Source organism: Nocardia sp. X0981 (assembly GCF_977089955.1).
In genome coordinates this window covers 5,756,531-5,781,211 of the sequence record NZ_OZ372435.1, presented here as the reverse complement: position 1 = coordinate 5,781,211, position 24,681 = coordinate 5,756,531, and the positions used below count along the sequence as shown (strand labels likewise).

The 24,681-nt window shown below is 68.6% G+C and carries 24 protein-coding genes; 21 read left to right on the top strand and 3 right to left on the bottom strand.

Annotated elements, in window-relative coordinates:
- The first annotated feature begins 169 nt into the window (after window positions 1-169).
- The 18 genes from ACYR7D_RS25540 to pdxS all read left to right on the top strand — a co-directional run bounded on the left by ACYR7D_RS25540 (window position 170) and on the right by pdxS (window position 20,512).
- A complete protein-coding gene (locus ACYR7D_RS25540) occupies window positions 170-754 on the top strand; it encodes a biotin transporter BioY (protein WP_459547055.1) in 585 nt (194 codons plus the stop codon).
- Entirely contained in the window at window positions 747-1,868 is a 1,122-nt protein-coding gene (locus tag ACYR7D_RS25535) for an AMP-binding enzyme (protein WP_459547054.1), read from the top strand. Before ACYR7D_RS25540 ends, ACYR7D_RS25535 begins: the two co-directional genes overlap by 8 nt.
- Window positions 1,865-2,992 (top strand): thiolase family protein, encoded by a 1,128-nt coding sequence (locus ACYR7D_RS25530; protein ID WP_459547053.1) that lies wholly within the window; start codon window positions 1,865-1,867, stop codon window positions 2,990-2,992. The genes ACYR7D_RS25535 and ACYR7D_RS25530 overlap by 4 nt, the downstream gene beginning before the upstream one ends.
- Window positions 2,989-3,669, top strand: coding sequence for an energy-coupling factor ABC transporter ATP-binding protein (locus ACYR7D_RS25525; RefSeq protein WP_459547052.1), 681 nt, complete (start codon window positions 2,989-2,991; stop codon window positions 3,667-3,669). The genes ACYR7D_RS25530 and ACYR7D_RS25525 overlap by 4 nt, the downstream gene beginning before the upstream one ends.
- The gene (locus ACYR7D_RS25520) at window positions 3,666-4,268 is read left to right on the top strand and encodes an energy-coupling factor transporter transmembrane component T family protein (RefSeq protein WP_459547051.1); all 603 of its coding nucleotides are present in this window, start codon (window positions 3,666-3,668) and stop codon (window positions 4,266-4,268) included. Before ACYR7D_RS25525 ends, ACYR7D_RS25520 begins: the two co-directional genes overlap by 4 nt.
- Complete coding sequence (locus tag ACYR7D_RS25515; RefSeq protein ID WP_459547050.1) at window positions 4,261-5,631, top strand: AMP-binding protein; 1,371 nt, start codon at window positions 4,261-4,263, stop codon at window positions 5,629-5,631. The genes ACYR7D_RS25520 and ACYR7D_RS25515 overlap by 8 nt, the downstream gene beginning before the upstream one ends.
- A 160-nt stretch (window positions 5,632-5,791) precedes the next feature.
- On the top strand, window positions 5,792-7,036 hold the full coding sequence (locus ACYR7D_RS25510; RefSeq protein ID WP_459547049.1) for a cytochrome P450 family protein: 1,245 nt from the start codon (window positions 5,792-5,794) through the stop codon (window positions 7,034-7,036).
- A 130-nt stretch (window positions 7,037-7,166) separates the two neighbouring features.
- Window positions 7,167-8,351, top strand: coding sequence for an aminoglycoside phosphotransferase family protein (locus ACYR7D_RS25505; RefSeq protein ID WP_459550291.1), 1,185 nt, complete (start codon window positions 7,167-7,169; stop codon window positions 8,349-8,351).
- A gap of 547 nt (window positions 8,352-8,898) precedes the next feature.
- Window positions 8,899-11,205 (top strand): SulP family inorganic anion transporter, encoded by a 2,307-nt coding sequence (locus ACYR7D_RS25500; protein WP_459547048.1) that lies wholly within the window; start codon window positions 8,899-8,901, stop codon window positions 11,203-11,205.
- Window positions 11,206-11,285: 80 nt separating this feature from the next.
- Window positions 11,286-11,795 carry a TIGR02611 family protein gene (locus ACYR7D_RS25495; RefSeq protein ID WP_459547047.1) on the top strand — a complete coding sequence of 170 codons (510 nt, stop codon included), beginning with the start codon at window positions 11,286-11,288 and terminating at the stop codon, window positions 11,793-11,795.
- Window positions 11,768-12,406 (top strand): (2Fe-2S)-binding protein, encoded by a 639-nt coding sequence (locus ACYR7D_RS25490; protein WP_459547046.1) that lies wholly within the window; start codon window positions 11,768-11,770, stop codon window positions 12,404-12,406. The genes ACYR7D_RS25495 and ACYR7D_RS25490 overlap by 28 nt, the downstream gene beginning before the upstream one ends.
- A gap of 241 nt (window positions 12,407-12,647) precedes the next feature.
- Window positions 12,648-14,720: a threonine--tRNA ligase gene (gene thrS, locus ACYR7D_RS25485; protein WP_459547045.1), complete on the top strand. Its 2,073-nt coding sequence runs from the start codon at window positions 12,648-12,650 to the stop codon at window positions 14,718-14,720.
- Between the two features lie 36 nt (window positions 14,721-14,756).
- A complete protein-coding gene (locus ACYR7D_RS25480) occupies window positions 14,757-15,359 on the top strand; it encodes an ATP adenylyltransferase (protein ID WP_459547044.1) in 603 nt (200 codons plus the stop codon).
- Window positions 15,360-16,028 (top strand): phosphatidylinositol phosphate synthase, encoded by a 669-nt coding sequence (gene pgsA / locus ACYR7D_RS25475; protein ID WP_459547043.1) that lies wholly within the window; start codon window positions 15,360-15,362, stop codon window positions 16,026-16,028.
- The gene (locus ACYR7D_RS25470) at window positions 16,025-16,993 is read left to right on the top strand and encodes a phosphatidylinositol mannoside acyltransferase (RefSeq protein ID WP_459547042.1); all 969 of its coding nucleotides are present in this window, start codon (window positions 16,025-16,027) and stop codon (window positions 16,991-16,993) included. The genes pgsA and ACYR7D_RS25470 overlap by 4 nt, the downstream gene beginning before the upstream one ends.
- Window positions 16,990-18,114, top strand: a complete 1,125-nt coding sequence (locus ACYR7D_RS25465) for a glycosyltransferase family 4 protein (RefSeq protein ID WP_459547041.1) — start codon at window positions 16,990-16,992, stop codon at window positions 18,112-18,114. Before ACYR7D_RS25470 ends, ACYR7D_RS25465 begins: the two co-directional genes overlap by 4 nt.
- The gene (locus ACYR7D_RS25460; RefSeq protein WP_459550290.1) at window positions 18,114-19,172 is read left to right on the top strand and encodes an NUDIX hydrolase; all 1,059 of its coding nucleotides are present in this window, start codon (window positions 18,114-18,116) and stop codon (window positions 19,170-19,172) included. Before ACYR7D_RS25465 ends, ACYR7D_RS25460 begins: the two co-directional genes overlap by 1 nt.
- 419 nt (window positions 19,173-19,591) lie before the next feature.
- The gene (gene pdxS, locus ACYR7D_RS25455; protein WP_459547040.1) at window positions 19,592-20,512 is read left to right on the top strand and encodes a pyridoxal 5'-phosphate synthase lyase subunit PdxS; all 921 of its coding nucleotides are present in this window, start codon (window positions 19,592-19,594) and stop codon (window positions 20,510-20,512) included.
- A 59-nt stretch (window positions 20,513-20,571) separates the two neighbouring features.
- On the opposite strand, the gene ACYR7D_RS25450 is transcribed toward pdxS, so the two are convergent.
- A complete protein-coding gene (locus tag ACYR7D_RS25450) occupies window positions 20,572-21,186 on the bottom strand; it encodes a nucleoside/nucleotide kinase family protein (RefSeq protein WP_459547039.1) in 615 nt (204 codons plus the stop codon).
- Window positions 21,187-21,280: 94 nt separating this feature from the next.
- On the opposite strand from ACYR7D_RS25450, the gene ACYR7D_RS25445 reads away from it, so the two are divergent.
- The 3 genes from ACYR7D_RS25445 to ACYR7D_RS25435 all read left to right on the top strand — a co-directional run bounded on the left by ACYR7D_RS25445 (window position 21,281) and on the right by ACYR7D_RS25435 (window position 23,690).
- Entirely contained in the window at window positions 21,281-22,099 is an 819-nt protein-coding gene (locus ACYR7D_RS25445; protein ID WP_459547038.1) for an acyl-CoA thioesterase, read from the top strand.
- A gap of 96 nt (window positions 22,100-22,195) precedes the next feature.
- Window positions 22,196-22,834 carry a pyridoxal 5'-phosphate synthase glutaminase subunit PdxT gene (pdxT, locus tag ACYR7D_RS25440; protein ID WP_459550289.1) on the top strand — a complete coding sequence of 213 codons (639 nt, stop codon included), beginning with the start codon at window positions 22,196-22,198 and terminating at the stop codon, window positions 22,832-22,834.
- Window positions 22,835-22,937: 103 nt separating this feature from the next.
- Window positions 22,938-23,690, top strand: coding sequence for a YebC/PmpR family DNA-binding transcriptional regulator (locus tag ACYR7D_RS25435; protein WP_459547037.1), 753 nt, complete (start codon window positions 22,938-22,940; stop codon window positions 23,688-23,690).
- Here ACYR7D_RS25435 and ACYR7D_RS25430 read toward each other — a convergent pair.
- On the bottom strand, window positions 23,687-24,181 hold the full coding sequence (locus ACYR7D_RS25430) for an SRPBCC family protein (protein WP_459547036.1): 495 nt from the start codon (window positions 24,179-24,181) through the stop codon (window positions 23,687-23,689). The genes ACYR7D_RS25435 and ACYR7D_RS25430 overlap by 4 nt on opposite strands.
- On the bottom strand, window positions 24,178-24,573 hold the full coding sequence (locus ACYR7D_RS25425; RefSeq protein ID WP_459547035.1) for a metalloregulator ArsR/SmtB family transcription factor: 396 nt from the start codon (window positions 24,571-24,573) through the stop codon (window positions 24,178-24,180). Before ACYR7D_RS25425 ends, ACYR7D_RS25430 begins: the two co-directional genes overlap by 4 nt.
- Window positions 24,574-24,681 lie beyond the last annotated feature (108 nt).

The following is a 24,681-nucleotide window of genomic DNA, read 5'->3' as shown; positions in this document are numbered from 1 at the left end:
GCCGTGGTCCGGCCGGGCGACCACGGTGTGCCCGGTTCCGTCCCCCTGAGGGCACGGTAGGCGTCGCCGTCGGCCGGTCGGCGGCGACGGGCGGGGTCCGGGGCCGAGAGCGGCGGGCACATTGCTATCTTGAACGTCGTTCAAGCCGGTTGTTGCGAAGGATGGCGTCATGGACGGTGTCGAGGAGTCGCGGGCGCCGAAGACCCGCACCACGGCGCGGGATATGGCGCAGATCGCGGTATTCGCCGCCCTCGTCGCCGCACTGGGGCTGCCCGGAGCCGTCACGGTGGGGTTCAGCGGGGTGCCCATCACCGTGCAGACCCTGGGGGTGATCCTGGCCGGTGCGATTCTGGGACCGCGTAAGGGCACGGCCGCCGTCGCGGTGTTCATCGCCCTGACGATCATCGGGCTCCCCCTGCTCTCCGGAGGTCGCACCGGACTCACCGCGCTGGCGAGCCCCAGTGCCGGCTACCTGATCGGGTGGATCCCGGCGACCCTGTTCATCGGGTGGTGCACCGCCCGGATCGTGCCGAAGTACCCGCTGCTACCCGCACTGCTGATCAATGCGATCGGCGGGCTGCTGATCATCTACCTGTTCGGCACCCTCGGGCTGCTGTTGCGGACCGATCTGGATTTCCGCGCCGCGATCACCGCGAACGGTGTCTTCGTCCCCGGTGATCTGCTCAAGGTCGTCGTCGCCACCGTGGTGGCCAAGGGCGTGCACCGGGCGTATCCGGGACTGACCGGTGCCTAGGCGGTTGCTCGGCGGCACCGGCGACGCTCTCGCGCTCGATCTCGGCGGCCGCGCCCACACCTACCGCGAGCTCGACCGTGCGGTGGACCGCTGGATCGAGCGGTACGAGCCGGGAGCCAACGGCTACGACGCCTCCGAACTCCCGCCCGGCGAGGCGCTGATCTGCGTATGCGCCGCCGCGCGGCGCGGGGTCGCGGTGGCCGTCGAGAATCCGGCCGCACGACCGCGGCGCGAGGTACTGCCGCCGGGCGCTTTCCTGCTGGTCGCCACCTCCGGCTCCACCGGGCATCCGCGGCCGCTGGCCCGCACCGCCGCCTCCTGGTACGACAGCTCCCCGGCATTCACCGAGATCACCCGGGTGACCGCCGCGGACCGTGTGCTGCTCACCGGCCCGCTGCACGCCACCATGCACCTGTTCGGCGCGCTGCACGCGCTGTGGACCGGCGCGTGCGTCACCGACAACCTCACTCGGGCCACCGTCGTCCACGCGGTGCCGGCCGTCCTGCGCGAGGTCGTGTCCCGGGCGCCGCGTCTGCACACCGCCGTCGTCGCGGGTATCGCTCCCGACCCCGGTGCCCTGGCCGCGGCCCGGCACGTGCGGACCGTGGAGTACTACGGATCGTCCGAGGTCTCCCTGGTCGCCGCCCGGGAGGTGCCCGCACCGCTGCGGCTGCTGGACGGGGTGCGGGCGCGGATCCACGACGGATTGCTGCAGGTACGAACGCCGTACGCGGTACTCGGCGCGCCGGACTGGTTCTGCGTGGGTGATCTCGCGGAATTGGGGGACAACGGCGAACTGGTGGTCCACGGCCGGGGCGAGGCGGCGATCAACGTGGGGGGAACCACGGTCGTCGCCGAGGAGGTCGAGCGGGTGCTGAGCGCGATCGAGGGAGTGGTCGGCGCGGTGGTGATCGGCTCGCCCCACGCCGTCTACGGGGAAACCGTCACCGCGGCCGTACAACTGGAGGGAGTGGCGGTCGACGACGTCCGGCGCCACGCGCGGCGGGTACTGGCGAAGGAGGCGATGCCGCGCCGCTGGGTTCCCGTGCGGGAACTGCCGGTCACCGCCGCCGGGAAGATCGCGCGCGGCCGGTTGAAAGACTTGCTGGCATGAACCCTGTTCCCGTTCTGGTCGCGGCGCGGCGTACACCCATCGGGACGGCCGGGCACGGTTTGGCCGGTCTGACCGTGAGCGATCTGGCCGCGCCGGTCCTGGCGGCCGTGCTGTCCTCCCTGCGGGAGACCGGTATCGACGACGAGGTGGACGATGTCGTCCTGGGCAACTGTCTCGGTCCCGGAGGCGATCCGGCCCGGATAGCGGCCCTGCAGGCGGGGCTGGGGGTGCACGTACCCGGGGTGACCGTGGACCGTCAGTGCGGTTCCGGGCTGGATGCGGTCATGCAGGCCGCGCTGCGCGTGCGTAGCGGCGGCGATCGGCTGATACTGGCCGGTGGGGCCGAATCGGCCAGTACCGCGCCCTGGCGCTACTGGCCGCCGGCGCCCGGTGCCGAGGCGGTGCGCTACACCCGCGCGCCGTTCGCGCCGCCGGGGTTCCCCGATCCCGATATGGGGGCCGCCGCCGATGATCTCGCGCGCCGGCGCGGTATCGGCCGGCAACGCCAGGACGAATACGCGGCGCGGTCGCATGCGCGTGCCGCGGCCGCGGATTTCACGGCCGAGATCGTGCCGGTCGGCGGCTTGTCCCGGGATCAGCGCATCCGCTCGGGTATGACGGTGGCGCGGCTGGCCCGGCTACGGCCCGGCTTCGGCGCGGACGGTACGGCCACGGCGGGAAATTCCTGTGGTATCTCCGACGGGGCGGCGGTGGTGGCGGTCACGACCGCCGACCGGGCGGCCGGGCTGCCCGCCTTGCGTATCGTCGCGTCCGCCGTCGCCGGGTCCGACCCGGCCCTTCCCGGATTGGGGCCGGTGCCCGCTATTCGTGCGGTCCTGCGCCGGGCGGGCCGCCGGGTGGCGGATCTCGGCGTCGTGGAGATCACCGAGGCCTTCGCCTCGGTGGTGCTGGCCGTCGCGGACGAATTGGAGCTGGACGAATCCCTGATCTGCCCGGACGGCGGTGCGATAGCGATGGGGCATCCGTGGGGAGCCTCGGGTGCGGTACTGCTCGTACGGCTGGCGAGCCGGATGCTGCGTCCCGGCGGCCCCGCGCTGGGGCTGGCGGCATGTGCCATCGGCGGTGGCCAGGGGATCGCGATGCTGGTGGAGCGGGTGGAATGAGCGAAATCGTCTTCGACGGGGTGCGGCACTCCTACGGTGAGCGGCAGGTGCTGCGCGGTATCGACCTGCGCATCGAGGAACGCCGGGTCGGCATCATCGGCGCCAACGGGTCGGGAAAATCCACCCTCGCGCGCATGATCAACGGCCTGCTCGCCCCCACCTCCGGGACCGTCACGGTGGACGGCCTGGACGCGGCCCGTAAGGGCGCCCGGGTGCGGCGCAAGGTCGGCTTCGTGTTCACCGATCCCGATACCCAGATCGTCATGCCGACGGTGGCCGAGGATCTGGCCTTCTCGCTGCGGCGGTCCGGGCTGGGGAAAGCGGAGATCGCCGCGCGGGTGGCCGGGATGCTGGACCGTTTCGGGCTCGCCGGGCACGCCGAACATCCCTCCCATCTGCTGTCGGGGGGCCAGAAGCAACTGCTCGCCCTCGGTGCGGTACTGATCCGCCATCCCGAGGTGATCGTCGCCGACGAGCCGACCACCCTGCTGGATCTGCGTAACGCGCGGATGGTCGCCGCGGCGCTGGATTCGGTGGATCAGCAGGTGATCGTCGTAACCCATCAGCTCACCCTCCTGGAGAGTTTCGAACGGGTGATCGTGCTCGACGACGGCGCGGTGGCTTTCGACGGTGATCCGGAAGCCGCCGTACCGGCGTACCGGGAGCTGGTCGGATGATCGGCCTCTACCGCCCGGGTAACTCGGTCGTGCACCGGACCCCGGCGGGGGTGAAACTGGCCGGGCTGCTGGTGAGCATCACACTGGCGACGGTGTTCGTGCGCACGCCGCCCGCGGTCGCGATCCTCGCGGCCGTGGTGACGGCACTGTTCGCGGTGGCCCGGATTCCGTGGCGTACCGCACTGGCCCAGATACGCCCGGTGCTGTGGATGCTGGCGATCATCGGCGTGTTCCAGGTGCTGACCACCTCGCCCGCCCGAGCGGTCGTGGTATGTGGTCTGCTGCTGTTTTCGGTCGCGCTGGCGGCGCTGATCACCCTCACCACCCGGGTCACCGAGATGCTGGACGCCGTCACCCGGGCATTGGGACCGTTGCGCCGGGTGGGTGTCGACCCGGACCGTATCGGGCTGCTGCTGGCACTGGCGATCCGCTGCGTACCGGTACTCGCCGGGATCGTGCGCGAGGTCGCCGACGCGCGGCGGGCACGCGGCCTGCAATGGTCGATCACCGCGCTGGTCACGCCGGTGCTGGTGCGGTCGCTGCGGACGGCCGACGCCATGGGGGATGCGCTCGCGGCGCGGGGAGTGGACGATGACTGATCTGCTCGCCGAGCGTATCGCGCGGTGTGCCGCGCAGGCCTCCGGTGCTCCGGCGGTGATCACCGGTGACGAGCGTATCGGCTACCCGGAGTTCTGGGAGCGGGTCACCCGGACCGCCGCGGGATTGGCCGGTATGGCTCGGGTGGCGGTGCTGCCCTCCTCGGATATCGAATCCCTGGTCACGGTGACGGCGGCGATGCGGGCAGGGGTGAGTGTGGTACTCCTGCACCGGCATCTGCTCGCCGGCCAGTTGCGCAGAGTGCTGGCGCTGGCCCGCCCCGGCGCGGTGGTGGCCGCCGCGTCCCAGCACCGGCGGTTGCGGCGCCTCGGTTTCGCGGACGCGTTGCCGGCCGCCGGCGATCTGGTGTCGGAGGGGGCCGCCGGCCGGGCCCGGCCGGACAGCGAACTGCTGGTCGGGATCACCTCGGGGACAACCGGAGAACCGAAACTCTTCGTCCGCGACCAGGCGTCGTGGGCCGCCACCCTGGACCGCTCCGACCGGACCTTCGATATCGCCGCGGGCGATATCGTGGCGGTTCCGGGTGTGCTGGACCATACGCATTTCCTCTACGGCGCGCTACATGCGCTCACCCGCGGCGCCACCGTCGATCTGCGTACCGCCCCGGTGGCGTTGCGCGCCGGCGCGACCCATCTCTATTCGGTGCCCACGATCGCCTGGGATGTGGTGCGGTCCGGGGTCGGTCCCGTGCCGGGGGTGCGCGAGGTACTGTCCTCGGCGGCGCGGTGGCCGCGCAACGGACGGGTCGCCCTGCGCGAGGTTCTGCCCGCGGCCACGCTCACCCACTTCTACGGCGCCTCGGAACTGAGTTTCGTCTCGTTCGACCGTGGGTTCGGTACCGAGGACGAGAGTTCGGCGGGTGAGCTGTTCGACGGGGTGGAGGTGCAGATCCGGGCGGGGCGGGTGCATGTGCGCAGCGATATGCTCTTCCGCGGCTATCTCACCGACGCGGGGCTGGTGGGTGGTCCCGTCGACGGGTGGATGTCGGTGGGGGATCGAGGGGCCTTGGACGGTAACCGTCTCCGGTTGTTCGGCCGGACGAGTGAAACCCTCATCCGGGGCGGTCTGAACGTGGAGCCCGCGGCGGTGGAGGCGGCGCTCACCGCGATCCCCGGTATCACCGAGGCGGCGTGTGTGGGCCTGCCCGACGAGAAATGGGGTCAGCTGCCGGTCGCCGCCGTCGTGGTGGACGAGCGGGCTCCCGGTGTGGCGGAGATCCGGCGGCGGTTGCGCACCGTGCTGACCGGTCCGAGCATGCCCGCCCGGATTCATATCGTGGCCGCGCTTCCCCGTACCCCCCGGGGCAAACTGGACCGCGCGGCGTTGGCCGCCGCGATCGGCTGACGTCCGGCCCGGGTTGTCGCCCGGTGGCGCGGATGTGACAGGAGGCGGGACCGCGTTCTTCGAATCCCTACTGCGCCAGGTAATCTCGCGTACCGGACGCTTCCGGGACCTACCAGGCCGGCCCGGTCGCCGCGTTCGACTGCCGCGACTGGAGGATATTTTGGCTTCGGTACCACCCCTCACCTCACCCCTCGACTCGCCCGAGGGTACAGCGGGCCCGCGAGTACCGCTGTACTCCGAGGAGATCGCCACCTATCCGCACCGCGCCTACAGCGATATGCGCCGTCGCTACGGCTCCCTGGTGCCCGTGGAACTGGCACCGGGGGTTCCGGCGACTCTGGTGATCGGCTATCACACCGCGTTGCGAATCCTCAACGACCCGGAGCATTTCCCAGCGGATTCCCGGATCTGGCAGCAAGGTGTGCCCGCAGACTGCCCGGTGCTGTCCATGCTGGAATGGCGTCCGGCCGCTATCCGCAACACCGGGTCGTTGCACGCGCGCTACCGGCGGGCCACCGTCGCCGGTCTCGACGGTGTCGACCTCTTCGCGATGCACGCCGTCGTGGAAGATATCGCGATCCCGCTCATCGACAACTTCGTTCGGGCGGGTACGGCGGAGCTCATCGGCCAGTACGCCTTTCCGCTGACCTTCGCGGTGGTCAACCGCATGCTGGGTTGCCCGGACGAGATCGGCCGGCGCGCCGCCGCCGGGATGGCGGCCATGTTCGACGGTGTCGACGCCGACACGGGTAACGCGATGTTCGGGCAGGCGATGGCGGATCTGGTCGAGTTGAAGAAGTCCCGGCCCGGCGACGATGTGGTCACCCGGCTGCTGCGGGATCCGGCCGAGCTCGACGACGAGGAAATGCTGCACCAGGTGCTCAGTTTCTACGGCGCGGGGATCGAACCGTTGCAGAACCTGATCGTCAATACCCTGCGCCTGATGCTCATCGACGAGCGTTTCGCGGGCGGTATCCTGGGTGGCAGCCTGTCCACCCGGGACGCGCTGGACGAGGTGCTCTTCACCGACCCACCACTGTCGAACTACTCGGTTTCCTTCCCGCGCCAGCCGATTCTGATCGACGGTGTCTGGCTGCCGGCGCATCAGCCGGTGGTGATCAGTATGGCCGGCTGCAACAGCGATCCGGCGATCGATACCGGCACCTACACCGACAACCGATCCCATCTCGCCTGGAGTATCGGACCGCATGCGTGCCCGGCGAAATCGGTGGCCTACCTCGTCGCCCAGGATGCCATCGACCAACTGCTCGACGCGCTGCCCGAGATCCGGCTGGCCGTTCCGGCCGAGGAACTGATCTGGCGTCCCGGTCCCTTCCACCGGTCCTTGACGGCACTTCCGGTGACGTTCCCGGAGACCGCGCCGTTGCGGTCGGGCACTGCCTGAGGGGTTGCCGGCCGGCCCGCCCGCCGCGGGTCTGCGGGAATGTTGCCGCTCGGCGAGCGCTTTATCCAGGAACGAAATAATCTGCTGTTCGCAGATTTTCGATCCGAAGGGTTAGGTGGTTGTGGTGTCGATGCGGGAAAAGGGCCGGGCGGTAGGTCTTACCACACGGATTGCCGGTCATTATCTGAAGGATGTGATCCGTGGATCGTCCCCCACGGAGCTCGGCCGGGTGCCCGCCTCGCCCGATCGGTTGACCACCCAGTGGCTCACCGAGGCCCTGTGCGCGCGGCATCCCGGGGCGCGGGTGGAGTCCTTCACCCTCACCGGGGGTAGTGACGGGACGTCGTCGCGGCGGGGGCTGACCGTCGAATACAACGAGGCGGGGCGTGCTGCGGGGCTGCCGTCCCAGTTGTTCACGAAATCGACCACGGCGCTGACCATGCGGGTGGTGTGCGGGTTGTGCGAACTGCTGAAGAACGAGTCCGGCTTCTACCGGGTCATCCGGCCCGAACTCGATATGGAAGCACCGTGGGCCTACCACACGGCCTTCGATCCACGGTCGTTCCGCTCGCTGTTCATCCTCAAGGATGTGGTGGCGAGCAAGGGCGCGACGTTCGGTAACCCGTTGACCCGGGAACTGGATCGTACGATGGCCGAGAGCATGGTGAGCCAGTTGGCGATCTATCACGGTGCCTACTGGGACAGCCCGCGGTTGCGCGAGGATTTCCACTGGCTGCTCACCGGTGAGCAATGGCATACGACGATGAACAACATGATCAATACCGGCCGGATGTTCCGCAACGGTATCGAACGGGGGATGGATGTGATCCCCGCGGAGCTGCGTAGCCGCCGGAACGAACTGTGGCCCGGTCTGTTTCGCGCGATGGCGCTGCACGACCGTACTCCGCAGACATTGCTGCACGCGGATGTGCACGCGGGGAACTGGTATGTCACGCGGGACGGCGAAATGGGGCTCTACGACTGGCAGTGCACCCTGCGCGGGAACTGGGCGGTCGACTTCGCGTACGCGATCGCTTCCGGGCTCACCATCGAGCAACGACGGGAATGGGAGCGGGACCTGCTGGAGTTCTATCTCGATCGGCTGAAGGCCGCGGGCGGTGACGCGCCCGGTTTCGATGCGGCCTGGCTGCAGTACCGTCAGCAGGTCTTCCAAGGTGTCTTCGCCTGGGTCGGCACTCTGGGGCAGGGACGGATGCAGCCCGATATGCAACCGCGCGATATCAGTCTGGCGAATGTCGAACGCATCCTGCAGGCCGTCGCCGATCTGGAATCGCTGGACGCGCTGGCCGAGTAGCTCGGTGCCACCATGGGCCGGTGGAGCGCGCTGCGCGTCGCCGGCCCGCGGGAGGTCCGGTGGTGACGCGATGGTTCCTCTCTCCTCGCCGCGCAACAGTTGTGGCGGGTGCAACACTGTTTCGATTCTGTAGCGATTGTCATTTTCGCCTGGCGATATCTGTTGCCATACTTGGGTAGTTCTTTACTATAAGAGAAGTTGACGAGCAGTGCTCCGAACAGCCGGGACGCCGGTGGTGCCGCGGTCCGGGCGGTACGCTCGGGTGTTGCTCGTCGGCTCGTAACCTTCTGTTCTGCAACGTTTTCGCAGGTTTCCGAGGTCGGAACCGATCGGACAACGTGGTGCCGGTTCGGATATCACCAGCAGTGGAGGTGCCTTCTCAGCCTTTGCTAAGTCTTTACTAATACTCTGGCAATGGTTTAGAACTCGGCCCGTTGCCGTGCCGAGGCTCTACTTCACCGCGAGATGCCGGTTCGCGGTCTGTGCCCGACTGGACATATTGATCGTCAACCGACCTCGGCCGCGGCCGAGTCGGCGAAGGAGAACAATGGCAACCCAAAGTCCGAATCCCCCTGTGTCCCCGCCTGGTCCGGGCCCGGCCGCCACCCCCGCCGGGTCCGGTAACCGCTCGGCCCCCGCCTGGCTGACCTCGATCCTGCGCCATGATCTGCCGGCCTCGATCGTCGTCTTCCTCGTCGCGCTACCACTGTCGCTCGGTATCGCGATCGCCTCCGGTGCCCCCGTGGCGGCGGGTCTCATCGCCGCCGTCGTCGGCGGTATCGTGGCCGGCTCGCTCGGCGGCTCCGTACTGCAGGTGAGCGGCCCGGCCGCGGGCCTCACCGTGATCGTCGCCGAATCCATTCATCAATTCGGTTGGCGGGTAACCTGTTTCATCGTGGCTGCCGCCGGGGTCCTGCAGATCCTGTTCGGTCTCAGCCGGATCGCCCGTGCGGCGCTGGCCGTGGCGCCCGTGGTGGTACACGCCATGCTGGCGGGTATCGGTATCACCATCGCACTGCAGCAATTGCATGTGCTGCTCGGTGGTGAATCCAACAGCACCGCTTGGACCAACATCATCGAACTGCCCGCGCAACTGATCTCGCTGCACGGTCCGGCCGCGTTCCTCGGCCTGGTGGTCATCGCCATCATGCTGGGCTGGAAGTATCTTCCCGAGCGGGTCAAAGTGGTGCCCGGCGCGCTGGCCGCCATCGTGGCGGCCACGGTGCTCTCCCTGGTGCTCTCGCTCGATGTGAAGCGGGTGACCCTGGACGGGTCGCTGTTCGATGCGATCGGTCTCCCCGAACTCCCCCGCGGCGACTGGGCCGGGGTAGCGGTGACAATCCTGACCTTCGCCCTCATCGCCAGCGTCGAAAGCCTGCTCTCCGCCGTCGCCATCGACAAGATGCACAACGGCCCGCGCGCCGACTTCGACCGCGAGATGATCGGGCAGGGTTCGGCCAATGTGCTCTCGGGCCTGCTCGGCGGCCTGCCGGTCACCGGTGTGATCGTGCGCAGCTCCACCAACGTGGCGGCCGGTGCCCGCAGCCGGGCCTCGGCGGTACTGCACGGTGTCTGGGTGCTGGTCTTCTCGGTGGTCCTGGCCGCGCTGGTGGAGCAGATTCCGCTGGCGGCTCTCGCCGGCCTGCTCATCGTCATCGGTGTGCAGCTGGTGAAAATGGCCCATATCCGGCTCGCGCACCGCACCGGTGATCTCCTGGTCTACGGCGCCACCCTGGTCGCCGTGGTGTTCCTCAACCTGCTCGAGGGTGTGCTCATCGGTCTGGCACTGGCCTTCGCGCTGCTGATCTGGCGGGTGGTGCGGGTCGCCGTCGCCGCCGAACCGCTCGGCGGCACCGACCGCTGGCTCGTCCGGATCGACGGTTCGTGCACATTCCTGTCCCTACCGAAACTCTCGTCCACGTTCGCCCAGGTGCCCGCCGGTGTTCCGGTGACCGTGGAGATGACCGTCGACTTCCTCGATCACGCCGCCTACGACGCCATCACCGACTGGGCACGGCAGCACGAGAACAACGGTGGTTCCGTCGACTTCGTCGAGATCGGCGAAGCCCGGATGGCACGGGCCGCGGCGGCGCCGCCGTCGCGCAGCCTGGGCCGCGTGGTACTCGACGATGTGATCGGACCGTGGCGGATCGAACGCGACGGCGCGCAGGACGGCGCCGGGAACAACAGGAACCCGCTGGTTTCCGGTATCGCCGCCTACCACCGCAGCCACGCGCACCTGATGCGGCCGCACCTGGACGAACTGCGTAACCGGCAGGACCCGGATTCGTTCTTCCTGACCTGCTCGGATTCGCGAATCGTGCCCAATGTGATCACCAACAGCGGACCCGGTGACCTGTTCACCGTCCGTAATGTGGGCAACCTGGTGCCCGAGCACGGTGACGCCTCCGTCGAAGCGGCGCTGGTTTTCGCGGTCGAGAAACTCAATGTGCGCTCGGTGGTCGTCTGCGGTCATTCCTCCTGCGGCGCGATGGACGCCCTGCACTCGGGTGAATCCGCGGGACCGGGTATCGACCGGTGGCTCGAATACGGCCGGCCGAGCCTGGAACGGTACCGTGCCGGTCATGCGGTCGGCCGGGCTGCCGAGGCCGCCGGCTTCGGTCCCGTGGAGCAGCTGAGCATGGTGAACATCGCGGTTCAGCTGGAGAACCTGAACCGGCATCCGGCCGTGCTCCGGGCCGCCGGAGAACGGGGGCTCAGCGTCTCCGGCCTGTTCTTCGATATCGCCAGTGCCCGGGTCATCGAGGTCCGCGTCGACGGAATCGCTCCCATCGAGGAGAACGAGAGCCTGATGGCGCAGCTGCACCGGGCACCGGCTTCGGCGTCCCGGTGATCGAGTCCGGTGACCCGTCCGGTACCTCCGGGCGGGTCACGGTTCCCGGCTCGTGCGCCCCGCCTCGTAGTCTGGTTGCCGTGGAGAACCGTCCCGAAACCGTGGGGAACCGGCCCGGCTCGGACGCCGCCGGGGTGGTGGCACCGGATACCGGCGACAGCGGCGCAGCCGAGAAAACGGAGCGCTCCGGGCCGGCCGTATGGTGGCGTGCCTACCGGGACCGGATCGCCCGCCGCCCCGCCCTCGATCTCTGCTACCGCATCGGTGTGGCAGTGGTGGGTACCGTCGTGTTCGTGGTGGGGGTCGTGACGATTCCGTTCCCCGGCCCCGGGTGGGCCCTGGTGTTCACCGGTATCGGCATTCTCGCCACCGAATTCGCGGTGGCGCGCCACGCGCTGACCTGGTTACGGGACAAGTACCGGCGTGGGATGGCCTGGTACATCTCCCGCGGTCCACTCATGCAGATCCTGGCTTTCCTGGCGACCTGTGCGGTGGTGGTGGCCACCCTCTGGATAATCGGGACATTCGGATTGGCCGGTGACCTGATCGGAGTCGACTGGCCGTGGCTGCGCAGTCCCCTGATCTCGTGAACACCGCCCGGGGGCCACTACTGGCGGATGAGGCGTGGCTGGCCGCCCGGATCGCGGAACTCAACGCCTCCTGGCGGACCGATTCCCCGCGGGTGGGCGCCACCCTGTGGTGGTGCACGGCGGCATCGTCACTGGTGGAACAGGTCGTGCGGGCCCTCGCACGGGAGGAGTCGATCGCGGCTCCCACCCTGGATCGGTTGGATCTGTCGGTACGGGCCGACGGTACGGTCGAGAAGATCCGTATCGCCGATGCCGATACGGGAAGTGGTGATATCCCCACCGCCCTGCGGGAGACCCTGGCCACGGTGATCGGCCGGCTCGCCGCCGTTTCCGGAGTGCGTGAACCCGCGTTGTGGGCGGTGGTCACCGATGCCGTCGCAGGCTGGGCCCTCGACGTGGGGACGCCGCAGATCGGGCAGCGATTGACCGCAGCGCTGGGGGATGCGCTGCCCGCGCCCCGATTCGTCGAGGTCGCGGGCCGGACCTTCGTGCGCCGCGCCTCCTGCTGCCTGATCTACGAGGCACCGGGATGCGAGAAATGCGTCAGCTGCCCCAAGCGCCGTCCCGCGGAACGTGAGGCGCTGCTCGCCGGCTGGGCCCAGCGCGGCTGATACCCACCGGTCACCGGCCGGGGTGCCGGTAGGGAGCGCGGTGCGGGATCGGCCTGCTCGCCCGGTCCATCGACACGCGGTCCCGCTGTCCCGATAGCATGGTCGCGGCCGGGCTGTGCCCCGGTCACCGAAGAAGGATCGAGCCCTCACCTCCTCCGGCACGAGCCGGAGCGATGCAGGCGGTCCGAAGCCCGAGCGAGCCGGAACCCGACCGGCCGCGGAACCCGAGGAGAGCGCTACCGTGACCACCACAGCCCCCCGCAGCCCAGCCACCCTCGTCCGGGTGCCTGCCGGGACTACGGCGGGTGCCGCGGTGCGCGAGGCGGGCCTGCCCACCAAGGGTCCCGAGACCGTGGTCGTCGTCCGCGATGCCGCGGGACAACTGCGCGATCTCTCCTGGGCCCCGGAACTCGATACCGAGGTCACCCCCGTCGCCGCGAACACCGAGGACGGTCGCAGTGTGATCCGTCATTCGGCCGCGCACGTCCTGGCCCAGGCGGTCCAGCAGGAGTTCCCCGAGGCGGTACTGGGTATCGGCCCGCCGATCAAGGACGGCTTCTACTACGACTTCCGGGTCGAGCGGCCCTTCACCCCCGAGGATCTGGCCAAACTGGAATCCCGGATGAAGAAGATCATCAAAGGCGCGCAACGGTTCTCGCGCCGGGTGGTCGAGCCGGACCAAGCGCGGATCGAACTGGCGAAGGAGCCCTTCAAACTCGAACTCATCGGCGACAAATCCGGTATCGACGATCCGGAGGTCATGGAGGTCGGCGGGAACGAGCTGACCATCTACGACAACCTCGACCCGCGCACCGGTGAACGGGTGTGGGGGGATCTGTGCCGCGGGCCGCATATCCCCACCACCAAGTTCATCCCGGCCTTCAAACTCACCCGCAGTTCGGCCGCGTACTGGCGCGGCGATCAGAACCGGGAAGGTCTGCAACGGATCTACGGCACCGCCTGGGAATCGGCCGAGGCGCAGGACGAGTACTTGCACATGCTCGCGGAAGCCGAGAAGCGCGACCACCGCAAACTCGGCCTGGAACTGGACTTGTTCTCCTTCCCGGACGAACTGGGCTCGGGACTGCCGGTGTTCCATCCCAAGGGCGGCATCATCCGTAAGGAGATGGAGGACTACTCGCGTCAGCAGCATGTGGCGGCGGGCTACGAGTTCGTCAATACCCCCCATATCACCAAGGCACATCTGTTCGAGACCTCCAAACACCTCGAGTGGTACGCCGAGGGTATGTACCCGCCCATGCATCTGGATGCCGAACTGAACGAGGACGGCACCGTGCGCAAGCCGGGGCAGGATTACTACCTCAAACCGATGAACTGCCCCATGCACAACCTGATCTACCGGTCCCGTGGCCGGTCGTATCGGGAACTGCCGCTGCGGTTGTTCGAATTCGGCTCGGTGTACCGGTACGAGAAGTCCGGGGTGGTGCACGGCCTGACCCGCGCCCGCGGTTTCACCCAGGACGACGCGCATCTCTACTGCACCCAGGAGCAGGTCGTCGAGGAACTGACCGACACCCTGCGATTCGTTCTCGACCTGTTGAAGGCCTACGGCCTCGAGGACTTCTACCTGGAACTGTCGACCAAGGATCCGGACAAGTACGTCGGTTCCGACGAATTGTGGGAAGAGGCCACCGAAACCCTGCGTCAGGTGGGGATCGCCTCCGGCCTCGAGCTGGTACCGGACCCGGGTGGCGCCGCGTTCTACGGGCCGAAGATCTCGGTGCAGACCACGGACGCGCTCGGCCGCAACTGGCAGATGTCCACCATCCAGCTCGATTTCTTCGAACCGGATCTGTTCGAGCTGGAATACACCGCCTCCGACGGCACCAAGAAACGCCCCGTTATGATCCACCGGGCCCTGTTCGGCTCGATCGAACGGTTCTTCGGTGTGCTCACCGAGCACTACGCGGGCGCCTTCCCGGCCTGGCTGGCACCGGTGCAGGTGGTCGGTATCCCGGTCGCGGACACCTTCGTCCCGCATCTGGACGCGGTGGTGGCGCAGCTGCGGGCCGCCGAGATCCGCGCCGAGGTGGACCGCGGCGACGACCGGATGCAGAAGAAGATCTTCAATCACACCGCCCAGAAGGTGCCGTTCATGCTGCTGGCCGGTGCGCGGGATGTGGAAGCCGGCGCGGTGAGCTTCCGCTTCCGCGACGGGACCCAGGTCAACGGGGTGCCTGTGGCCGATGCCGTACGGGTGATCGTGGAATGGGTCCGCCGCCGGGACAATTCCTCGCCCACCGCGGAATCGGTCCGCCCCCTGGTGGACAGCGCGGGCGGTGCGCCGGAGTGAGACCGGGTCCGCCCGGTCGGGGAAGGGAATGGAGTTATGAGTGAGCGCACGGCGCCGGACGGTCTGACCGGCGAAACCGGTGGCGCCGATGCGCTACGGTCCGGAGATATCGTGGACCGCGGCGCGGGCGAACCGGATCGACTGCAGCGGCTGTGGACGCCGTACCGGATGTCCTATATCGCCGAAGCCGCCACCTCGGCCCCCAAGGGAGCGACCGGCCACCCGTTCACCGATATCCCCAAGATGTCCGACGAGGACGGCCTGGTGATCGCCCGGGGCGAGCTGGTGTACGCGGTCTTGAACCTGTACCCGTACAACCCGGGACACATGATGGTGGTGCCGTACCGCCGGGTCGCGAACCTCGAGGATCTCACCGCCGCCGAAGCGGCCGAGCTGATGGAGTTCACCCAGCGCGCCATCCGGACCATGAAGAAGGTGTCGCGGCCACACGGTTTCAACGTGGGGCTGAATCTGGGCGGTGTCGCGGGAGGCTCGCTCGCCGACCACCTGCACCAGCACATCGTGCCGCGCTGGGGCGGGGACGCGAATTTCATCACGGTGATCGGTGGGGCGAAGGTCATGCCGCAGCTGCTGCGCGAAACGCGGGCCCTGCTGGCCACGGCCTGGGCGGAGGCGTAGGTGCTGAGCATCTTCGGCCGGGCGACCTTCGCCAAGGCCACGGCTCCCCTGGGCAGAGCGCTGGTGGGCACCGGCCTCACCCCGGACGCGGTCACCCTGATCGGTACCGCCGCCTCGATCGCCGCCGCGGTCACCCTGTTCCCCACAGGACACCTGTTCTGGGGGACCATCCTGATCTGGTTGTTCGTCATGTTCGACATGCTCGACGGTGCCATGGCCCGGGCCCGTGGGGGCGGTACACGGTACGGGGCGGTGCTCGACGCCACCTGCGACCGGATCGCCGACGGCGCGATCTTCGGTGCGCTCGCCTGGTGGGCGGTTTTCCACGAGCGCAGTGAACCGCTGTTCGTCGCCACCCTGGTGGTGCTGGTGACCTCCCAGGTCATCTCCTACGCCAAGGCGCGGGCCGAGGCCAGCGGGTTGTCCGCCGACGGCGGACTGATCGAGCGGCCGGACCGGCTGGTCATCGTGCTGGTCGGCGCGGGCCTCACCGGTATCGGCGGACACTGGGGCATCGACTGGCTGACCTGGGCGATCCATGTGGCCATGTGGATATTGGCCGTGCTCAGCATCGTGACGGTGGGGCAGCGGGTGCTGGCCGTCCGCAATTCGCCGGGCGCCCGGGAGGTCCTGGGCACGCCGCAGCAGGGAACAGGGCGGCCCTCGTGAGCGCACTGCGGGCCGCGCTGAGCGATCGTGGCTATGCGGCCGGGTGGCGGCTGGTGCGGGCTCTGCCCGAGCCGACGGCGCGCGTACTCTTCGACCGGGGCGCGGATTTCGCGGCCCGCAAGGGCGGGCCGGTACAGCTGCGGCGCAATCTGGCCCGAGTGCTCGGGGTCGCACCGGAGCGGGTGCCCGACACCCTGATCCGGTCGAGTATGCGCTCCTATGCCCGGTATTGGCGGGAGGCGTTCCGGCTGCCGGCCATGGATCACGCCGAACTGGTGCGCTCCGGCCGGATCGCGATCCAGGGCCGCGAACACCTCGACGCCGCGCTGGCCCGCGGCCGCGGGGTGGTGTTCGTGCTGCCGCATTCGGGTAACTGGGATATGGCCGGTACCTGGCTGGTCCAGAACTACGGCACCTTCACCACGGTCGCCGAACGGCTGAAACCGGAGTCGCTGTTCGAACGATTCGTCTCCTATCGGGAAAGCCTCGGTTTCGAGGTCTTCCCGCTGACCGGTGGCCAGCAGCCGCCCTTCGCCGCACTGGAGCAGCGGCTACGCGCGAACAAGATCGTCTGCCTGATGGGGGAGCGGGACCTGACCGGCCGCGGCGTACCGGTGACCTTCTTCGGTGAACGTACCTGGATGCCGGCCGGTTCGGCCAAACTCGCCGTGGAGACCGGCGCGGCGCTCATGCCCGTGCACGTCTGGTTCACCGTGGACGAGGCGGGCCGTGAAGGCTGGGTGGTGCGCACCCGGGAGCCGCTGGATGTCTCGGGCGGGATCGAGGCCGCCACGCAGGCGCTGGCCGACTGCTTCGCCGAGGGTATCGCCGCCCATCCGGCGGACTGGCATATGTTGCAGCCGCTGTGGGAAACGGATCTGTCCGAGGCCCGGCTGGACCGGATCGCGGCCGAACAGGCCCGCCGCGATACCCGGCTCGATGCGGGTGGAGAGCGCACCCCATGAAGATCGGCATGGTCTGCCCCTATTCGTTCGATGTTCCCGGTGGTGTCCAGGCCCATGTGGTGGAGCTGGCCCAGGTTTTCCTGGAACGCGGTCACAAGGTGAGCGTGCTGGCACCCGCCTCGGAAACCACCGAACTCCCCGATTTCGTCGTATCCGCCGGGCGCGCCGTGGCGATCCCGTACAACGGGTCGGTGGCTCGGCTGTCCTTCGGGCCGACCGCCTACACCCGGATCCGCCGGTGGATCGAGAACAACGATTTCGATGTCCTGCACATTCACGAGCCCAACGCTCCCAGCCTGTCCATGCTGGCGTTGAAGATCGCCGAGGGCCCCATCGTGGCCACTTTCCACACCTCCACCACCAGATCGCTGGTACTGGCCACCTTCCAGGGGGTGCTGCGGCCGTATCACGAGAAGATCAGCGGGCGGATCGCGGTCTCGGAACTGGCTCGCCGCTGGCAGGTCGAGGCGCTCGGTTCGGATGCGGTGGAGATCCCCAACGGCGTCGATGTCCAGGCCTTCGCCCGGGCATCGCTGCTGCCCGGCTACCCGCGCCCGGGTGGGACCGTGCTGTTCCTCGGCCGCTACGACGAACCCCGCAAGGGGATGCAGGTACTGCTGGACGCGCTCCCGGCGCTGGTCGCCCGGCATCCGCGGGTGGAGGTTCTGGTGGTGGGCCGCGGTGACGAGGAACGGCTGCGCCGCGAAGCCGGAGCACTGGCCGGACATCTGCGTTTCCTCGGCCAGGTCTCGGACGCGGAGAAGGCGTCGGCGATGCGCAGCGCGGATGTCTATGTCGCGCCCAACCTGGGCGGGGAGAGTTTCGGGATCATCCTCATCGAGGCCATGGCCGCCGGCACCGCGGTGGTGGCCAGCGAACTGGACGCCTTCCGCCGCGTGCTGCGCGACGGAACCGCCGGGGTACTGGTTCCGGTCGGGGATGCGGCGGCTTTGGCCGACGCTCTGGCCACCGTGCTCGCCGACGACGCCCGGCGCGCCGAGCTGGTGCGTACCGCGACCCAGGTCGTCGGCACCTACGACTGGCCGGTGGTGGCCGAACAGATCCTGCGGGTCTACGAAACCGTGGTGGTGGGCGATCTGCGGGTGCGGGTGGCCGGATGATCACCTTCTCCGCGACCACCGTCCTCGTTCTCGCCCTGGTGGCCGCGTTCGTGGTGGCGCTGGGCGTATGGGCCTACTCCACGGCGAATCGGCTCGACCGCCTGCACGTGCGCACCGATCTGGCCTGGCAGGCGCTCGAGGCCGCCCTGGCCCGGCGGGCGGTGGTCGCCCGCGCGGTGGCGATATCGCTGACCCGTCCCGGCACCGACCCCACCGCCACCGACCCGGCACCGGCCGAGCTCGCCCGCCGGCTCACCATTCTCGCCGACCGCGCCGAACGGACCGGCCGTGACGACCGCGAAACCGTGGAGAACCAGCTCGCCGCCACCTTGTCCGCGGTGGATATCGGGTGCCTGCCCACTCAGCAGGTGGCCGAACTGGCCGATGCCGAAGCCCGGGTGCTGATCGCCCGCCGTTTCCACAACGACGCGGTGCGCGACACCTTGGCTCTGCGTACCCGGCGGCCGGTGCGCTGGCTGCATCTCGGCGGCACCGCGCCGGTACCGGCCTATTTCGAGATCGCCGAACGTGCCACCCCCGCGGCATCGACCGGTCTGGAGGTCGACACCACCCGGGTTTCGGCGCGGGTGGCGTTGCTCGACGAAGAGGGCCACATCCTGCTCATGCGCGGGCACGACCCCCTGGTGCCGGAGGTGTCGTTCTGGTTCACCGTGGGCGGCGGGGTCGAACCGGGGGAGTCGCTGCGGGAGGCGGCGGTCCGCGAACTGTACGAGGAGACCGGCCACCGGGCCGATCCGGCCGCGCTGCGCGGGCCGATCTGGCGGCGGGTCGCGGTCTTCCCCTTCAACGGTGATCTGATCCGCTCCGAGGAGCTGTTCTTCGCGCTGCGGGTGCCGCGGTTCGAGGTGCGGCCCGGCGAACTGACCTATGTCGAACAGCGGTCGATCACCGGCAGCCGGTGGTGTACGGCGGAGGAGATCCGGTCGCGGGAGGCGGCCGGGGAAGCGGTGTATCCGTACCATCTGGACGAACTGCTCGCCGAGGCGGCACGGGCGGCCGACGGAGATACCGATCCGGAGGTCCGGTCCATCCGGTGAGGTGTGGCCGGGTGCGGTCCGGGCGGGCAGCCTTTCCGGTGTGACGCGGTTCACTTGCGTGATAGGGTCACGGCGGTTTGACACACCGGAGATGTGTCGATTCGGTGTGTGGAGGTGAAAATGTCCTACATCCTGTTCGATTACCTGTTGCCGATTCTCGGGCCCGACGCCGCCGAGTACTGGGCGAAACTGCTGGTCGTCGACCCGATCTGAGTCGGTACTCCGACATCCCGCCGGGTCGGTCCCGCACCGGTCCGGCGGTTTCCTCCCGGCGGTCCAGTGGTCGGGTCGCAGCCGATAATCCCAGGTCGTGACCAGTCCAGTCGGTCTCGACTGGATATGAATCCGGTTTTCGGACGCACCTAGAATCGTGGTGTTCGTCCCCGATCCACAGCTGGCAACAGACACAGGAGCTGCCCGTGACCACGCCCGAGAACACCCAGACCGCCGAAGCGACCCGCGAGGCCGGTACCGCCCGCGTGAAGCGCGGTATGGCAGAGATGCTCAAGGGCGGGGTGATCATGGATGTCGTCACCCCGGAACAGGCCAAGATCGCCGAGGATGCCGGCGCGGTCGCTGTGATGGCACTCGAGCGGGTGCCCGCCGATATCCGCGCGCAGGGCGGGGTATCGCGGATGAGCGATCCCGATATGATCGACGGGATCATCGAGGCCGTATCCATTCCGGTGATGGCCAAGGCTCGGATCGGGCATTTCGTGGAGGCGCAGGTACTGCAGAGCCTCGGTGTCGACTACATCGACGAGTCCGAGGTGCTCACTCCCGCCGACTACGCCAACCATATCGACAAGTGGAATTTCACGGTGCCTTTCGTCTGCGGCGCCACCAATCTCGGTGAGGCGCTGCGCCGGATCACCGAGGGCGCGGCCATGATCCGCTCCAAGGGCGAGGCCGGCACCGGTGATGTCTCCAACGCCACCACGCATATGCGCAAGATCCGGCAGGAGATCACCCGGCTGACCTCGCTGCCCGCCGACGAACTCTACGTGGCGGCCAAGGAACTGCAGGCGCCCTACGAACTGGTGAAGGAGATCGCCGAAACCGGGAAATTGCCCGTGGTGCTGTTCACCGCGGGTGGTATCGCCACCCCGGCCGATGCGGCCATGATGATGCAGCTCGGCGCCGAGGGCGTTTTCGTCGGTTCGGGCATCTTCAAATCCGGCAACCCGGCTCAGCGCGCGAGCGCGATCGTCAAGGCGACCACGTTCTACGACGACCCCGATGTGCTCGCCAAGGTATCGCGTGGACTGGGCGAGGCAATGGTCGGAATCAATGTCGACGAGATCCCGCAGCCACACCGGCTGGCCGAGCGCGGTTGGTGATCCCGGCGGTGCGCTCCGGCGGTGCCGGCGCGGCGCGGGCACGGAAATTCCGCCCTTCGTCAATACCGGCCGACCCGTAGGGCGGGGCGGCCGGGGTGGTCCCAGCGCACGAAATACGACGGGTTCTCGCGGTGCTCCCGATCATGGGCCAGCAGGCCCGGGAGGGTCCACGCCTGTGCATCCGGTGTGTTGCGGGTGAGTGCGGCCGTACTCAGATCGAGCCGGACAGTGCGGTCGAAGGGCAAGCCGCGTCCCAGCAGCATGGGGCCCGCGACGAACAACACCGTCGTGGGTAACGCGGTGCGTCGGCGTGCCCGCGCGGAACGGTCGGCGGCTTCGTCCCAGAGCGCGGGCAGCCAGGTGCCGGAGCTGTGGAAGGGGTCGATCACTTCGCGGCGCAGCGCCGGATAGTCGAACCAGCCGGTGCGGTAGGAGTTCTCGTCGCGGCCGAATTCCATCCGCAGCGAGGCGGGACGGACGTAATCGTGCAGCGAGACGGTTTCGGCCGGCCGGCCGTCCGCTCGCACCCGCTCGGCGGTGTGGCCCGCGAATTCGGCCGGACGCGCCGCATCGGCACCGTCGATACCGACCACCCGATATCCGTCCAGCGTCCGCAGATCCCGGGTCAGTAGTTCGGCCAGAGCATCGGAGGTGGTCGGCGTGAAACGGGGCACCGGACCATCACAGCAGGTCCGGCCGAGGAGCCGGTGACGGGGATTACCCGCGACCGGCTCAGGGAAATCGGACCGTTCGGGATAATCTCAGCGAATGGCGACTATCGAAGAGGCACTGGAGATCGAACGCCTCGAGCGCGATATCTTCCGCGGCGCGTCCACCGAAACCCAGCTTCCCCGGACCTTCGGCGGGCAGGTGGCGGGTCAGGCGCTCGTGTCGGCGGTGCGTACGGTGGAGCCGCGTTATCAGGTGCACTCCCTGCACGGATACTTCCTGCGCCCCGGCAACCCGGAGGCGCCCACCGTCTACCTGGTGGACCGGATCCGGGACGGCCGCTCGTTCTGCACCCGGCGGGTCACCGGGGTCCAGGACGGTGCCGCGATCTTCACCATGTCGGCCTCTTTCCACATCGGTGACGAGGGCCCCACGCATCAGGACGAGATGGCCGATGTGGAACCGCCCGACGAGCTGCCCGACGCCGCCACGAGTATGGACCCCGAGCGGCTGTGGGCGATGCGGGAATGGGAGCACTGGGATATCCGTCCGGTACCGCAGGAGCGGGTGACCCGCCGGCCCGGGGTGGTCTCACCTCAGCAGGTGTGGTTCCGCTACCGGCATCCGCTGCCCGACGATCCGCTGTTCCATGTCTGCACGCTGGCCTATATGAGCGATATGACGCTGCTCGGCTCGTCGAAGGTCACCCATCCCGACGAACCCACCCAGAACGCTTCGCTGGACCATGCCATGTGGTTCCTGCGCCCGTTCCGCACCGACGACTGGCTGCTCTACGACCAGTCGTCCCCGTCGGCCGGGTTCGGGCGCGCGCTCACCGGCGGCAAGATCTTCGATCGCAACGGCCGGCTGGTCGCCGCGGTGGTCCAGGAGGGGCTGATCCGCACCCTGCGCGGCTGAGCGTGCGGGTCGGACCGGTTCCGGGGTGACCCCGCGCACACCGGCCGGGCTCGTAAGCTCGCACGGGTGAACGAATCCGCAGTTTCCCCGGACGTGGTGGCCACCGGCCCGGATACCGGGGTCCTCGATCCCGGCACTCGGCCCACCATCGGTGTGCTGGCCCTGCAGGGCGATGTCCGGGAGCATGTCGCCGTGCTGGAGCGGTGTGGTGCCGACCCGGTGCTGGTGCGCCGCCCGGCCGAACTCGCCGCGGTCGACGCGCTGGTGCTGCCGGGGGGCGAATCGACCGCGATCAGCAAACTACTGCAGGTATTCGAACTGCTCGAGCCGCTGCGGCAGCGTCTGCGCGACGGGATGCCGGCCTTCGGTTCCTGCGCGGGCATGATCCTGCTGGCCGACGAGGTGCTCGATACCCGGCCCGACGCCCGGCATCTCTCCGGTATCGATATGACGGTGCGCCGCAACGCTTTCGGGCGGCAGGTGGATTCGTTCGAAACCGATCTGGATTTCGCCGGGCTGTCCGGTGGCCCGATGCGCGCGGTGTTCATCCGCGCGCCGTGGGTGGAGCGGGCCGGGGACGGGGTCGAGGTGCTGGCCCGGGTGCCCAGCGGACCGGCCGCGGGCCGGATCGTGGCGGTGCGGCAGGGCCGGGTACTGGCGACCGCCTTCCACCCTGAGGTCACCGGTGATCATCGCGTCCACCGGATGTTCGTCGAACTGGTTCGCGACCGCTGACCGGGCACCGCGGCGGCGGCGCGAGTAGGGTAGCGAAACTGTCCGCTCGACCAGCCGGTAGCGTGGACCAGCAGACCTGCCATCGACCTGAAGGAAGTAGGGAATGAGCGGCCACTCCAAATGGGCCACCACCAAACACAAGAAGGCGGCGATCGATGCGAAGCGCGGCAAGCTGTTCGCCAAGCTGATCAAGAACATCGAGGTGGCGGCCCGGACCGGTGGTGGCGATCCGGAAGGTAACCCGACCCTTTTCGACGCCATCCAGAAGGCGAAGAAATCCTCGGTTCCCAACGACAACATCGAGCGGGCACGTAAGCGCGGCGCCGGTGAGGAAGCCGGTGGCGCCGACTGGCAGACCATCATGTACGAGGGATACGGCCCCAACGGTGTCGCGGTCCTGATCGAATGCCTCACCGACAACCGCAACCGTGCCGCCGGGGAGGTGCGGGTCGCCATGACCCGTAACGGCGGCAATATGGCCGATCCGGGTTCGGTGGCCTACCTGTTCCACCGCAAGGGCATCGTCACCCTGGAGAAGAACGGTCTCTCCGAGGACGATGTGCTGATGGCGGTGCTCGACGCGGGTGCCGAGGAGGTCAACGATCTCGGCGAATCCTTCGAAGTCGTCAGCGAGCCGGGTGATCTGGTCGCGGTGCGGTCGGCACTGCAGTCGGCCGGGATCGATTACGATTCCGCCGAATCCGGTTTCCAGCCGTCGGTGAGCGTCGCGGTCGACGTGGAGGGTGCTCGCAAGGTGTTCAAACTGGTCGACGCTCTGGAGGACAGCGACGACGTCCAGAACGTCTACACCAATGTCGATATCTCCGATGAGGTGCTCGCCGAACTGGACGCCTAGTCCACCAGGTCCGCGTAGTAGTCCCGCATCGCGGGGTAGTAGTCGTCGAAATCGGGGTGGGCCCGGCCGGCGCGGGCTGCCCCGAGCGCGTCCAGGTAGTACTCCCATCCCGGTCCGATCTCGGTGACCTGGTCCGCCGAGTCCAGGTGGTGGACGAAGAGGAGTTCGGTCCGTCCGTTCGCCTCGGACAGCGTCACCTCGAGGTGCCAGCTGCCGTATTCTTCCATGGTGCGCAGGGCGAGATGGCGCGGCGGATCGCAGCTGTCGATCGTGTAGTCGGCCCAGGGTTTTCCGTCCTCGTGGACCAGCTGCACCCGGATGGTGCGCCCGGGGCCCGCCTCCCCCTGCCACGGCCCGAACCAGCGGGCGGTGCGCTCCGATTCGGTGATACTGGCCCAGACGTCCTCGATGGGGGCGTGGTAGCTCCGGGTGAGGATCAGGTCACGGCCGTTCGGGGTGTATTCCAGGCGGCCGGTGGGGCGGACGGTCATGCGGAGTTCTCCTTGTCGTGGTGCGGTTCGCGGGGGTGTGTTCCGCCGCGGGGCTCGGGCGCGGGAGCGCCGCGACGCTCTCGCCGGGTGCGGTGGACCTCGGTGGCCAGCGCGTCCAGCCGGTGTTCCCAGCCCACCGGCTGTTCCAGGGCGGCGATCCAGTCGCTCAGCCGACGCAGTGGTGCGGTGTCCAGCGAGTAATGGCGTTCCCGCCCGATCAGTTCGTCGTGTACCAGTCCGCCCTCCCGGAGAACTCGCAGGTGCCGGCTGATCGCGGGCCGGCTGACGGGGAACCGCGCGGCGATCGCGCCGGCGGTCAGCCTGTTTCCGTGCAGTATCTCCAGGATTTCGCGCCGAATCGGATCCGCGATGGCGGCGGCTACTTCGTCCACGGCAAAAGCGTAACATATCGGTTACGCATTTGCTCGCGATACGTGCCATACGGCGAGCGGCCGGGTGGAAACGCGTGTGGTCGACGGTGGGCAGGCTCGGTGGAGGCA